Genomic DNA, 13,998 nt, shown 5'->3' on the forward strand with positions numbered 1-13,998 from the left:
CTCAAGCCCCCGGGAGCGGCCCCGGGGGCTTGAGCGCGGTCATCCTCGCTGTCCGGCGTCAGACGGTGCTGACCACCTCGTCGTAGGCCAGTCGCGGGCTGCGCGCGAACCACGCGTCCGTGCCCGGGTTGCCGATGTTGACGACGGCGAGGACGGAGTGGTCGCCGTCGGGGAAGAACTCCTTGTTGATCGCGTCGGCGTCGAAACCGGTCATCGGGCCGGCGGCGAGACCGGCGGCGCGGACGCCGACGATGAAGTAGCCCACCTGCAGGGCGGCGTTCAGGGCGGCCGACCGCTCGCGGACCGCGCGCTCGGCGAAGAACACGTCCTTGGCCTGCGGGAAGTGCGGGAAGACGGCGGGCAGTTCCTGGTGGAACTCGTTGTCGGCGGCGAGCAGGGCGACCAGCGGCGCGGTCGCGGTCTTCTTCTTGTTGCCCTCGGCCAGGTGCTGCACAAGGCGTGCGCGGGCGTCCTCGGAGCGGACCAGGACCACCCGCAGCGGCTGCTGGTTCATGGAGGTCGGGCCGTACTTGACCAGGTCGTAGATGTCCTGGACCTGCTGGTCGGTGACCGGGGCGTCGGTGAAGGTGTTGGCGGTGCGGGCCTCACGGAAGAGCAGGTCCTGTGCGGCGGGGTCGAGTACGAGCGTCATGGCGGTTCCTCGGGTCGGTACGGTCGGTACGGTCGGTCCGGGTGACGGGGGTGAGGGGCGCCGTACGGTCCTGGCCCACCAGAACTGGGCGCCCGCGCCGAGCAGGTACACGCCGGTGGCGGTGGCCCCCACCAGGCCCCACAGCAGGGGGCCGGACAGGACGTGCGCCAGCAGTGCGCTGAGCACGGCGCCGAGGGCGACCGTGGGCAGGTGCAGTGCGGCCCAGACGGGGCCGGCCGGTGGTGCCGTGCGCGCCAGGGGACGCCCGGGGCCGCCGTGGGCGGCGGCCCCCACCGCGACGTAGGTGAGCGTGGCGCCGGTGAGCAGCGTCAGCACCTCCGCGGCGGAGGGTGCGTCCCGTGCGGACGCGGTCACGGCGGTGGCCGTCCACAGGGCCAGGGTGTAGCCGTGGGGTGCCGCGCCGGCCGCCACGATGCCCTGGAGAGAGCCGCGGTATCCGCGCGCGGTCGTCATGGTCCCTCACTCCCGGAACTGAGTGGGGCGGCCACCGGACCGGAGGCCTGCCCCGCCACCAGCATCGGGAGGAGGGCCATGGGCGGGCATCGCCCATTCAAGGGATCTTGTCGGCCCGCGCGGTGAGGCCGCGATCAGGCCGCGGTCAGGCGGCGGTCAGGTCCGGTCGGCGCCCGCGCCGGTCCGTTCCACCGCCAACCGGGTCAGTTCCACACGGGTGTTGATGCCGAGCTTGGTGAAGACGTGCTTCAGGTGGGTGTTGACCGTGTGGACGGACAGGTAGAGGCGGTCGGCGATGGCCCGGTTCGTGAGTCCCTCCGCGACGAGGGGCACCACCTTCAGCTCGGACTCGGTCAGGCTGTCCCAGCCGGAGGTGGCGGCCGCGCGACGGGACATACCGGAGGCGCGTACGCCGAGGTCCCGCAGGAGGCGGCGGACGCGCTCGCTGTCGTGGAGGGCCCCGGTCGCGGCGGCGAGCCGCGCGGCCTCCTCCAGCGACGCGACCGCCGCATCGGTACGGCCGTGCGCGGCCAGGAGGGTGCCCAGGTCCTCGTGGGCCGCGGCCAACGCCGGGAGGCGGCCCGCGAGACGGTCTTCTGCGACGGCTGCCTGCAGTGCCGCGGCGTCGTCGAGAAGGAGCCCGTCGATGTGGTCCCGTACGGCCAGGACGACGTCCTGACCGCCGTTCTCCTCGGCCACGGCGCGCACGACCGTGGCCACCGCCTCGGCCGTCGCCCGGTCGCCACCGCGCAGTGCCGTACGCGCCAGGGCCGGCCAGTGACCGGGGGGCAGACAGAGCAGCCAGGCCGTACGGTCACCCGCGTGGAAGAAGGCGCCGAGTGCCTCGGCCGCCGCCGTGCCATGGCCCTGGGCCTGCAGGAGGCGGGCGTGGGCGAGCGCCGTCCACGGGCCGTACGGGGTGCCGTCGGGCGCGGCCGCGGTCGCGGCCCGCAGATGCGCACCGGCCTGGGCGAGGTCACCGCGCGCGGTGTCGACCAGGGCCAGGACGGCGCGGACCAGGGGCACCGCGCGGGCCGTCTCCAGCTCCGCGGCTACGGTGAGGCAGGCTTCGGCCTCCACGGCCGCGTCGTCCAGGGCGCCGCCTTCCAGCAGGGCGATGGCCCGGCAGGCGTGCCAGTGGGGCAGTGACCAGCCCAGGCCGAGGGATTCGGCGGAGCGCTGGCCCTCGCGCAGTACCCGCGGGGCGTCCTCCAGCCGGTCGGTGGACAGCATGACGATGGCCAGCCACAGGGCCGGGATGCGGGGCGGCCGCAACCGCAGGCCGTCGGCGGTCGTGGCGGCCCGTCCGGAGGCGTTCTCGGCGAGTTCGAGGGCGCGGTCCAGGTGGCCGCGGTAGAAGGCGGTCTGCGACTGGAAGACCATGGCGCTGACGACGACGGCCGGGTCGGCGCTGCGGTACGCCGCCTCGACCAGCCCGGTGTCCGTCTCCTCCGCGGCCGCGATCTCGCGGCGGTGGATGTGGGCGGTCGCCTTGGCCTTGAGCAGCCGGACGCGCAGGTCCTGCGGGAGGTCGGGCAGCTCCAGGGCCCGCCGCAGATGGCTCATCGCGGCCGCGTCGTCGCCCGCCGCCTGGTGGATCTCGCCGCCGACCAGCCGGAGCGCGGCCTCCTGGGCGGGTTGCAGCCCGTCGGAGATGGTGGCGTCGACCAGTTCGAGGGCCTCGTTGACCCGCCGGGTCCAGCCGAGCAGTTCGGCCGCGTGGGTGAGCAGTTCGACGCGCCGCGGGTCGTGGGCCGGCAGCAGGTCCGCCGCCTGGCGTGCGAGGTCGGCGGCGGATCCGGGGACGGTCCGCGACAGCTCCCGGACGGCGGTGGTCAGGGTGTGCACGGACGCGTCGTCGATGGTGCCGCCGGCGAGGACGAGGTGCCAGGCGATCTCCGCCCGGTCGCCGCCGCCGTCGCGCAGGGCGTCGGCGGCCTCCCGGTGCAGGGCCACGCGCACGGGCAGCGGGAGGTCGTCGTGGACGGCCTGCCGGATCAGGTCGTGCCGGAAGGCGAACCGGCGGCCCGCGCTGACCAGCAGTTGTGCGCCCAGGACGCTGTCCACGGCGGACAGCAGCCCGCCGACGGGCCTGCCGAGCATCCGGGCGACGACGCCGAGGTCGAACGCGCGGCCCAGCACCGAGCCGATCTGCAGCAGATGCCGTGCGTCCTCGGGCAGCCGGTCCAGCCGCTCCCGGACGCTGCGCCGGAATCCGGCGGGCATCTCCTGGGTCAGGGGGGCCGCGGTGCCGCCGTGGATGCCGACGGCGTCGGCGTCGCGCAGCGAGCGCAGGAGTTCGATCGCCAGGAAGGGGTTGCCCGCGCTGCCGTCCAGCAGCCGGGACAGGGCGGGGGTGGGCGCCGCCCCGAGGACGTCCGCCGCCAGCTGCCGCAGCGCCGCGGGCGGGAGCGGCCCGAGGGCCAGCCCGCGCGCCCCCCGGTCGCGCAGCGTACGGCTCATCCGGGTGACGTCGGACCGCTCGGTGCCGGAACGTACGGCGATCACCCACAGGACCCGGGAGGCCGCCAGCCGCCCGGGCAGCGTCCGCAGGGCGAACAAGGTGGCCGGGTCCGCCCATTGCGCGTCGTCGACGAGGACCGCCACCGGGGCGCGCTGGGCGCGGTCCTCCAGGGCGTCGGTGATGCCGTCCAGCAGCCACAGCCGCCGGTCGCCGGTGGCCTCGGGGGCCCGGCCGGCGCCGGCGGCGGGGCCGTGCACCGCGGCGTGCAGCGCGGCCAGCGGGGCGTACTGGTCGAGCTCGTCGGCCCGTACCCACAGGACGTCGAACCCGGCCGCGCCCGCCAGCTCTCCCAGACGGGTCAGCAGTCCGCTCTTGCCGGTGCCGGACGCGCCCTCCACGAGGACGCACGCGCCCTCCCCGCGGAGCACCCCGTCAAGGGCCGCGCGCAGGGCGGCGATCTCGTCGTCGCGGCCCCTCAGGCGGGGGGAGTGCGTCGTCCGGGAGACCGCATCGTGCATGCCGCAATCGTGCCGCACGGCACCGGGCCTCCTCAATGCCGGAGGGCCTGTGACCGGCGGTTTCACCCGGGGTGATGTGCCGCGGCGGGGCGCGCTCTCACCCCGTTGGGGCGCAGGCTGCGTTCCGTCCAGATCCCGTGTCCCGGAAAGGAGCACGACGTGCGTACAGGCAAGGAATACCTGGCGGCACTCGACGACGGCCGGAAGGTGTGGGTGGGCGACGAGCTCGTCGACAACGTCGCCACGCACCCGAAGACCAGGGCGTACGCCCGGCGGATCGCCGAGTTCTACGACCTGCACCACCGCCCGGACTTCCAGGACGTCATGACGTTCGTGGACGAGGACGGGGTCCGCCGGTCCATGACGTGGTTCCAGCACCGCAGCAAGGACGACCTGAAGCGCAAGCGGCGCTACATCGAGACCGTGCTGCACGAGCTGGGCGGCGGCGCCACCCCGCGCACCCCCGACGTCAACAACTACGTCCTGCTGACCTACGTCGACGACCCCGAGCCCTGGAGCAGCCAGGCGGTGGGGACCGACGGCCGGGACCTCACCGCGGGGATCCTCGACTTCTGGCGGCAGGCGCGGGACGGCGACCTCAACACGACGCCGGCGTTCGTGGACCCGCAGACCGACCGTTCCCGGGAGTCCGCGCAGGCGGAATCGCCCGCGCTGAAGGTCGTGGCCACCTCCGACGAGGGCATCACCGTGCGGGGCGTCAAGGCCATCGGCACGGGCGCGGCCTTCGGCGACTGGATCCACATCGGCGTGTTCTACCGCCCGGGCATCCAGCCGGAGCAGGTCATCTTCGGCGCGGTCCCGCCCAACGCGCCCGGCGTCACCATCATCTGCCGGGAGAGCAACGTCCGCGACGGCGAGGACGTCGAGCACCCGCTCGCCTCGCAGGGCGACGAGCTCGACAGCGTCATCCTCTTCGAGGACGTGCTGATCCCCTGGGATCGGGTGTTCCACATCGGCAACCCCCAGCACGCCGCGCTGTACCCGCAGCGCGTCTTCGACTGGCTGCACTACCAGGCGCTCGTGCGGCAGATGGTGCGCGCCGAGCTGATGCTCGGACTGACCCTGCTGATCACCGAGCACATCGGCACCTACCAACTGCCCCCGGTGCAGGCGCGCATCTCGCAGTTCGCCGGGTTCCACCAGACGCTGAAGGCCCATGTGCTCGCCTGCGAGGACGAGGGCTTCACCACCCCGGGCGGCCTGTACAAGCCGAACGTCCTGATGTTCGACTACGGCAGGGCGTACTACCTGGAGAACATCGCCCGCATGGTCAACGAGGTGATCGACCTGGCCGGGCGCGCCTCGCTGATCTTCCCCACCGAGGGGCAGTGGCAGCGTCCGGAGCTGCGGCCCTGGCTGGAGGCACTGCAGACCGGCCCGGTCGGCAGGCCGCACGACCGGCTGAAGATCAGCCGGGTGATCCGCGACCTGTTCCTGTCCGACTGGGGCGACCGCATCAGCACCTTCGAGAACTTCAACGGCACGCCGCTGCTGGCGATCCGCACGCTCACCATGAAGCGCGCCGAGCTGTCCCCGAGCGGGCCCATCGCCGACCTCGCCCGGAAGGTGTGCGGCATCGACGGTCCCGCCGAGGAGAAGGACACCGCGTACACGGCCCAGGCGGACTACGCCCGCCGGCAGGACGCCTCGTAGGAGGTGCCGGGCCCGGGATGCAGCACGCCGCACTCCCGGGCCCGGGCCACCGCGCCGCTGCGGCTGTGCGCGTCGAGCTTCCGGAACAGGGAACTGACCTGGGTCTTCACGGTGTTGCGGGACACGTGCAGCTCGGCGGCGATCTCCCGCAGCGTCAGCGGACCGCACAAGGCGCGCAGGATCCGGCGTTCCCCGGGGGACAGGTCCTGCGCTCGCGGCACTGCACCTGCACCTGCTGCTGCGGGCCCGGGCCGTGCCGTGCCAAGGCGCGCGAGCAGACCGCCCAGCACCTCAGGAACGGCACCGCCCTCCTCGGGCACGGACACGGGGACGGCGCCGCGAACGCCGCGCGGCAGACCCGACGCGACGACACCGGCCAGCGCCCACAAGTGCGGCTCGCCGCCGTGGACGGTCGCCGTCATCGCCCGCGCCGCGCCGGACAGGGCCTCGGCGGCGTCGGTACGGGCGAGGTCCTCCACCAGCAGTCCCGCATGGCACAGATGGGCGGGCGCCGCGGCGAAGTGACCGGTCAGACCCTCGGCACGGGCCGTGTCCAGCGCCTGCTCCACCAAGGTGCGCGCCCGTTCCCGGTTCCCGTCCAGATACGCGCACAGGGCCCGCGAGCCCAGGGCGCGGACCAGGACCAGCGAGTGCCGGGCGCCGTGCGCGTCGCGGACCGCCTCGGCCAGGTGGGCGTCCGCCTCCTGCGTACGCCCCTGCCACAGCAGCGCGGTGCCCTGGGCGACGCAGGCCAGCGCCCGCCAGGCGGTCAGCGCGGCGGGACGGCGGACATCCGCCCCGTCGAGCCGGACCTGGGCGGCGCTCTCCCCCCGCAGACAGCGGACGAGAGCCCGGGCAACGGCCGCCGCCTGCGCCACCGTGCCCCCTTCCCCCACGGTGCCCGGCCCGCACGGCCGGGCCTTCGCCACGTCGAGCCACCGCTCCGCCGCCTCGGGATCGCCCTCGCACAGCGCCGTCATCGCCGCCACGACACACAGCCGGGCGTCGGCGCGGACCGCGCGGGCCGGCAGCATGCGCAGCCACCGTGCGACGTCCGCGGTCCGGCCCGCGGCCAGGGTCTCCTCCCAGGCCTGAAGGACGGCCGTCAGCGCGCCCGGGATGTCGCCGGCCTCCACGAAGTGCCGTACGGCGGGCGTCGTCCGACGCCGCTCGCCGTACCAGTGCCCGGCCGCGTGGTGCAGCGCCGCGGCCCCACCTGGCTGCTCGGTGGCCAGGACCGCGGCCAGCAGCGCGCGCAACGCCGGGTGGTGCCGGTAGGCCCCCGGAGCCGTACCTGAGGGCACGAGCAGTTGCACGGTCCGCGCGAGGTCGCGCAGCAGCACTCCGGCGCGGTCGCTGCCCGTGACGGCACGACAGGACTCCGGGCTCAGTTCGTCCAGGACGCTGGTGCGCAGCAGGAAGGCGCGCTGCTCGGTGGTGAGCCGGTCCAGGACCTCGGTGCCGAGGTAGTCGGCGACCGCGCGGGCGCCGTCGACGGCAGGCCCGCCGGGACGGGCACCGGCCGCGTCCCCGGCGCGCGTGCGCCCCAGCATGCACAGGCCCGCCGCCCATCCCTCGGTCAGGTGGTACAGCTCGCGCACCCTCCGCTCGTCCACCGGGCCGCCGGAGAGGCACGCCAGCAGGGCGGCCGCCTCGTCAGGGGTGAAACGCAGCTCGTCCGCCGCGAGGTCGGCGGCGAGCCCCCGGGCGCGCAGCGCCGGCACCGGCGCCCCGGGGAGGTGGCGGGTGGCCAGCACGGCCCGCATGCCCGCGGGAAGCGCGGTCAGGAAGTCCCCCAGGCAGCGCAGGGCCGCCTGGTCGGTGAGCCAATCCACCCCGTCCAGCACCAGGGTGAGCGGCGATCCGCCCGCCGGCGCCGCCAGGATGCGGGGCAGCAGGTCCTCGACCCAGGCCTCCAGCGTCCATGCCCCGGCGGGCGGGGGAGTGGGCAGCCCCGGCCGGAACGGGCGCAGCGCCGCGAGGACCCCGGCCCACAGCCGCGCCGGGGTGTTGTCGTACGCGTCCAGCTCCAGCCACGCCACCTGGCGGTCACGGGCCTCGAGGGTGCGGGCCCAGTCGGCGAGCAGCACGCTCTTCCCGGCGCCCGGCGGCGCCGAGACGACGACCACGGGCTCCACCGCGGCGTCCAGACGACGCAGCAGCCGCGGCCGCGGCACGAACTGCCGTGGCCGCGCGGGCGGGTGGAGCTTGTACTCGGCAATGGTGTTCACCAGGTTCCTCCGAGGATGCCCCGTCCTGCGGACCGGCGAGGCATCGGTCCCCTGCGGAGCAGGGCAGGAAACGAGGTTTCGCGCTCAGGGCGAAAGACCGGCGGGTAGTGCGTGTGTCGTGCTGAGCGAGAACCAAGCCAGCGCGACGGCGCGTTGCGAGAACCAAGCACGAGCCACCTCAGCTTTGGCATGCACAACCGGGCAGGTTCCGTCCCGGCTGGTGTTGAGGGAGTAAGACCTTGCGGGTCGCTGACCTGCGGGGCTTCCTGAGCCAGGAATCCGCTTGCCTCAGCACGGGGAGGGTTCAAGGAGCCTCCCACCGGGCCGTAGGGGCCCCGGTGCCCGGCGGGCACGACACGGCACCGGGCACCGGGGGGACTGTGACGACAGGGCCTTAGCTCAGGACGCCGAAGCCGCCCGCGAAGTACAGCAGCGGACGGGCCTGCGCCTTGTGCTCGAAGTGCCGGACGTCGCCGACGAAGATGGTGTGGTCGCCGCCGGGCAGCGCCTGGGAGACGTCGCAGACCATCGTGGCGATCGCGTCCTTGAGCACCGGCACACCGTGGTCCTCGTCGACGCTCACACCCGCGAAGCGGTCCTTCAACGGAGCGGAGAAGGTGCGGGCCAGGTGCTCGCATTCCTCGCCCAGGACGTTGACGGCGAAACGGCCGTGCTCGGCGATCGCGGTGCGGGTGAACAGGTGGTTGCCGATGCACACGATCAGCTGCAGCGGGTCCAGCGACAGTGCGGAGACCGCACTGGCCGTCATGCCCACGGGGGCGCTTGCGGTCCGGGTGGTGATGACGCTGACCCCGGTGGCCAGGCGTCCCATCGTGGCGCGGAAGGCGACGGTCATGTCGAGGGTTTCAGTCATGGGAGACCTCCGGGAAGGAGTGTGCCGAGCCCTGGTGGACGTGGTGAACTGTGCGCCGCCGCCTGTTAATAGGAGGGAAACCGCACTGTGGCCGGGGGTTCACGGCTCATCGGCGCAGCCGCTCGACCAGGCGTCTCATCTCTTCCGACGGGCGCACGCCGAGATCGGCCATGGCCCGCAGGTAACCCCGGTACAGCTCGATGAGTTCGTCGTCGTCCCCTGCCGCCTCGGCGCCGGCCAGCGCCAGCCGCCAGGCCTGCTCGCGGTACGGATCACGTTCCAGCGCCGCTCCCGCCAGCTCCCGTGTCTCACGGATCCGGCCCAGGCGCAGGGCGACGGCGCCGGCGTCGACCTGCGCCTGGATGAGCGCGGCCGCCAGTTCCTCGCGCCGGGCGTCCAGCCACGGCGTGGACACGCCCTCGAAGTACGGGCCGCGCCCCGCGGTCCGCAGTGCCTGCAGGAGGGTGTGGAGCCGGTGCTCGCCGTCCTGCCTGCCGGCCTCGGCCAGCAGCCGCCGGAAGGCTCCCGAGGAGCCCGTCGCGGACGCCTCGGGCGTCAGCCGGTAGACGTCGCCGTCCTGCAGGAGCGCCAGCCCTTCCGGCAGCACCTCCCGCAGCCGGTACACCGCCTGCCGCAGGTAACTGCGCCCCGCGGCGTCGCTCCGGCCGGGGAACAGGGCGCTCAGCAAGATAGGGCGCCGCGCGGTCGCGGCGGGCCTGGCCAGGAGGAACGCCAGCAGTTCGGTGCTCTTGGCCAGACGCGGCTGTACCTCCCGCCCGTCCGCGGACAGCCGGACCGCCCCGAACTCCTCGAGGACCAGACGCGGTGCGACGGGAGCACTGAGCGCCGGGCCGGAGGACCGCGCCGCCACCAACTCGTGCCAGGGCGAGGAGTGCGAGGGCTCGGCGTCGGCCCTGCGCACGGCGACCGCCGGCATGTCGTCCAGCGCCTGCAGCAGCAGATGACGGCCGCCCTGGGCGGCGGACACCCCCAGGGCCAGGTCGGCCGCGGCGTCCGCGGCCTCCACGTCGCCGGCGCGCCACATCGCCTCGCTCAAGTAGACGGCCGCGGTCGGCAGTTCCAGCAGCCGGTCGCCCGCGGTCATGGCGGCGACGGCGTCGGCCAGCGGGCGGACCGCCTCCTGGTCCCGGCCCGCCAGGAGCAGTTGCAGGCCGCGCCACGTGCCGGACAGTTCCCCGGTGAAGGCGTAGCGGGCGCTGCCCCGAAGTCCGGCCGCGGTCAGCGCCCGGGCGGCCCGTGCCAGGTCGCGGTCGAGCCGCAGCGCCAGTTTGGCCTCCAGCAGCAGGCTGAGGATCTCGTACACGCGTGAGCCGGTCGCGGCGATGGCCGGGCGTCCGGCCGCCAGCGCTGCCCAGGCCTCCTCGCGCCGTCCGAGGTCGGCCGTCAGCTCCACGTCGTCGATGGCGGTCAGCCACACCGGCCGGGGTCCGTCCCCGAGGGACGCGTACATCTCGCCGGCCTGGGAGATGCGGCCGGTCGCGCGGAGCGCGGCGACGGTCCACGGGGCGCCGGTCGCCCGGCGCCAGGCACCGGGCGGGGCGGGATCGTCCTGGAGCTCGGCGAGCCGTCCGCCCATGTAGGCGATCCGCATCAGCATGACCTCGACCGGGCCCGCGGCGTCGGCCCGCAGGTCCGGGAGCGGGGTGAGGGGGCCGCCGTCCGCCAGCGACATCAGCGCGGCGGCGATGTCGTGGTGGCGGCCGGGGGGCATCACCTGCAGCATCCTCCGGGCCTCGTCGAGCCTGCCCGCGTGCCAGAAGCACCACACCAGCAGCGCCAGGTCCTCGCTGCCGCCGGGCTGGTCGGGCAGTCGGCACCACCAGGACCGTCCGTGGTGGTCGGCCAGCCGCAGCCCGCGCCAGCACTGCTCACGGCCGAACGCGACGCGCAGCGCGGCGGACGCGATCCCCGGGGCGGGCGGCCCGGGCACCGGCCGCATCCGGTCGAGCCAGCTCTCCGCCGTGGCCAGGTCCAGCCGCTCCAGGATGCCGGGCAGGACCTGTTCTGCGGCGCGCCGGGCCGCCGCCGACTCCCCGGCCATCAGGAGCTCGGTGACGGCGTCCTCGTGACGGCCCGCCGTCTCCAGCAACGCGGCGTGCCGGCGTCTCAGCTCGCGCCGGGCGCCCTCCTCCATGGCGTCGGCGCGTTTGCGCAGGTACTGACGGAACCGTGGCAGCGCCCGCATGCAGGTGCCGTCGCGGGACCAGGTCAGCGGCAGCCGGCGGTGGCGCAGGGAGGCCATGACCCGGTCCGGCCCGTACAACCCCAGCGCGTTGGCGGACTCGGCGGTCACCTCGTCCAGCACGCTGGTGGCCACGAGCAGCGCCGTCTCGTCCTCGGTGAGTTGCCGCAGCAGGTCGGCGGAGAGCAGGTCGAGCCTGCCCGCCGCGGCCGCGGGGTCCGTGGCCCACCAGTCGTGCAGGACCCCGGTGACCCAGCCCCCGGTGGCCCGCACCCGCAATTGCGCCTGGCCGTCCTGCCCGGTGGGTCGCAGGGCGCGGGCCGCCTCGGAGACGTCGAAGGCGAGGTCGGTGTCGTCGAGGAACGCCACGCGATGGACGTCTGCGAGCCCTCCGATGCCCTGGGGCGGCTCCGTGCGCGTGACGAGCACCAGCCGCAGCCCCCGCGGCGGTTCCACGACGAGCGCGGTGAGCGCCTCCTCGGCCGTGGCCCGCCCTGCGACGTGCTCCAGCCCGTCGACCACGAGCAAGGGCGGCCCCGCGCCGCCGGCGGACACGGCCTCCGTCAGACGGCCGCGGAGGACCTCACCGGCGCCGTCCCCGGTGGGGAGGCCGCCCAGGGGTATCCAGGCGGCCGGGCCCGGCAGGGCCCGTGCCGCCTGGAGCACCGCGGTGGTCTTGCCCGACCCGGCGGAGGCCGCGACGACCAGCACCGGATGACCCGCCAGCGCTTGAAGGACACGGCGGGTCACCCGAGGCCGGGGCACGACGTGCGCCGGCAGGTCCGGCAGGGCCGGGCGCCGCCCGTCAGGAAGGCCGGGGGTCATGAGCCGACCGTCCCGGCTCGAGCACGAAGGTGTGACGGAGCAGGGTGTACGGCTGGTCGGTCCGCGTGCCGTACGGACCGGTGCCGGCCGGGTGGTTCGCGTACTGCGTCACCAGCGACTGCTTGACGCCGAAGACCGGGTCCTGGTCGAGGTACAGGTCGTCGGAGGGGAACAGCATCGTGGTCACGCGCTGGAACCCCTCGGCGGCGATCATGACGTGCAGATGCGCCGGCCGCATCACGGACCGGCCGGTGGCCCGCATCATCTCGCCCACCGGACCGTCGTCGGGGATGGGGTAGCTCGACGGGCGGATCGAGCGGAAGCGGAAGCGCCCCTCGCCGTCGGTGCGCAGCAGGGCCCGCAGGGCCGGGTCGGACAGGCCGGGGACGTCCACGTCGTAGTGGCCGTCCGCGTCGCTGTGCCAGACGTCGATCCCGGCGTTCGCGACCGGCGCGCCGTGGTCGTCGGTCACCACCCCCTCGAAGAACAAGGGCGTGCCCGGCAGCCCCTCGGAGATGTCGGCGCCGTCGGCCGCCTGAGGGCGGTCGTCGCGGAAGAAGGGACCGAGGACACTGTTCTGCGTCGATCCCTCCGCCCGCCGGTTGCCGAGCGCGTCGACCAGCATCGTGATCCCCAGCACGTCGGACAGCAGGATGAACTCCTGCCGCGTGGGGGTGCACTTCTGCCCCGTACGCGTGAGGAAGTCCACGCCGCGCGCCCACTCCTGTTCGGTCAGACCGGTCTCACGGACGAAGTCGTGCGCGTGCCTGACCAGGCACTCGAGGATCTCGGCGAGGCGGTCGTCCTTCGCGTCGCGGACCGTGGCGACGACGGCCTCGGTGATGGTGGAATCGGTGAGGTCACGCATGGCGGGCTCCCGTCGGGTCGGAGGAATGGTCGTCGGCGGCCCGGTGGGGCGGTTCGCCCGCCCAGGCCCGTTGCAGGAGGTCGCGTACGGCGTCCCGCCGTACCGGGCGCGGGTTCCAGTAGCCGTCCCGGACGATCAGGTCGGCGGCCTCTCCGATGCCCGACTCGGGCATGCCGAGGTCACGCAGCGCCCGGGGCGCGCCGATGCCGCCCGCGAAGTCGAAGACCGCCGTCGCGGGATCGAGGTCGGCGCCGGGAAGCGCCCGGCCGATCCGGGCCATGGCCGCCTCGGCCGCCGGGGCGTTGTACGCGATGACGTGGGGCAGCACGACGGCGTGGGTCTCCGCGTGCGGCAGACCGAAGGAGCCGCCCAGGACATGGCACACCTTGTGGTGCAGGGCCATCCCGACGGTGCCCAGACAGGTCCCTGCCAGCCACGCCCCGTACAGCGCGGCGGCGCGCGCATCGGTGTCCGCGGGATCCCGAAGGATCGCCGGCAGGGCTGTGGCCAGGGCGTCCAGGGCCTCACCGGCGGTGAGGAAGGCGAGCGGGTCGCCGTCCTGGGCGTACAGCGCCTCCACGGCGTGTGCCATGGCGTTGAGCCCGCTGACCGCGGCGACGTGCGGGGGCAGGGTCATGGTGAGGTCGACGTCGTACACGACCGTGTCGAGCAGGATCTCCGGCAGCCGCCGGGTGGTCTTCACACCGCCCTGGGTCTCGCCCAGGATCGGGGTCATCTCCGAACCCGCGTAGGTGGTGGGAAGGGCGAGCTGCGGCAGCCCGGTGCGCAGCGCGACGGCCTTGCCGAGGCCGATGGTCGAGCCGCCGCCCACGGCGAGCAGGCAGTCCGCGCCGGCCGCGCGGGCCGCGTCGACCGCCTTCTCGGTGACGGGCACGGGCGTGTGCGCGGCCGCCTGGTCGAACACCCCGGCGGCGAGCGGGCCGAGGAGCTCGCTCACCTCCCGGGCCTGGTCGGTCTGCCCGGGGGTGCACAGCACGAGGGCCCGGCCGCGCCCCAGCGCCCTGACCTCGTCGGCGAGCCCCTTGCGCGTTCCGCTGCCGAAGACCACTTTCGTGATCTGTCCTCTATGCACGAACGACTTCATAGTTGCCCCTTGCACATTCTTTACCGGAAATGGAGTCTCATCGGCCGCGCGGTGATGCGTCAATGAATGTTTCGCGCGATCGCGCGCGCACGGCGCCGATTACCCCATTC

Annotated in this window: 8 protein-coding genes; 1 reads left to right on the plus strand and 7 read right to left on the minus strand. The window is 74.3% G+C overall.

What is annotated here, in order from left to right:
• Positions 1–58: 58 nt before the first annotated feature.
• Entirely contained in the window at positions 59–652 is a 594-nt protein-coding gene (locus tag ACFYYN_RS35545) for a malonic semialdehyde reductase (RefSeq protein ID WP_500549058.1), read from the minus strand.
• A 630-nt stretch (positions 653–1,282) separates the two neighbouring features.
• Positions 1,283–4,108, minus strand: a complete 2,826-nt coding sequence (locus ACFYYN_RS35550; RefSeq protein ID WP_500548999.1) for a helix-turn-helix transcriptional regulator — start codon at positions 4,106–4,108, stop codon at positions 1,283–1,285.
• Positions 4,109–4,267: 159 nt separating this feature from the next.
• On the opposite strand from ACFYYN_RS35550, the gene ACFYYN_RS35555 reads away from it, so the two are divergent.
• Positions 4,268–5,782 carry a 4-hydroxyphenylacetate 3-hydroxylase family protein gene (locus ACFYYN_RS35555; protein ID WP_500549000.1) on the plus strand — a complete coding sequence of 505 codons (1,515 nt, stop codon included), beginning with the start codon at positions 4,268–4,270 and terminating at the stop codon, positions 5,780–5,782.
• Here the strand turns inward: ACFYYN_RS35555 and ACFYYN_RS35560 are convergent.
• From ACFYYN_RS35560 to ACFYYN_RS35580, 5 genes are all read right to left on the minus strand, one after another.
• Positions 5,755–8,013, minus strand: coding sequence for a winged helix-turn-helix domain-containing protein (locus ACFYYN_RS35560; protein WP_500549001.1), 2,259 nt, complete (start codon positions 8,011–8,013; stop codon positions 5,755–5,757). The genes ACFYYN_RS35555 and ACFYYN_RS35560 overlap by 28 nt on opposite strands.
• A 394-nt stretch (positions 8,014–8,407) precedes the next feature.
• Entirely contained in the window at positions 8,408–8,887 is a 480-nt protein-coding gene (locus tag ACFYYN_RS35565) for a flavin reductase family protein (protein ID WP_500549002.1), read from the minus strand.
• Between the two features lie 106 nt (positions 8,888–8,993).
• Positions 8,994–11,915: an AfsR/SARP family transcriptional regulator gene (locus ACFYYN_RS35570; RefSeq protein ID WP_500549003.1), complete on the minus strand. Its 2,922-nt coding sequence runs from the start codon at positions 11,913–11,915 to the stop codon at positions 8,994–8,996.
• Entirely contained in the window at positions 11,896–12,783 is an 888-nt protein-coding gene (locus tag ACFYYN_RS35575; RefSeq protein WP_500549004.1) for a dioxygenase family protein, read from the minus strand. Before ACFYYN_RS35575 ends, ACFYYN_RS35570 begins: the two co-directional genes overlap by 20 nt.
• Entirely contained in the window at positions 12,776–13,888 is a 1,113-nt protein-coding gene (locus tag ACFYYN_RS35580; protein WP_500549005.1) for a maleylacetate reductase, read from the minus strand. The genes ACFYYN_RS35575 and ACFYYN_RS35580 overlap by 8 nt, the downstream gene beginning before the upstream one ends.
• Positions 13,889–13,998 lie beyond the last annotated feature (110 nt).

It is taken from the genome of Streptomyces sp. NPDC001902, from assembly GCF_042891295.1.
GTDB lineage: Bacteria > Actinomycetota > Actinomycetes > Streptomycetales > Streptomycetaceae > Actinacidiphila.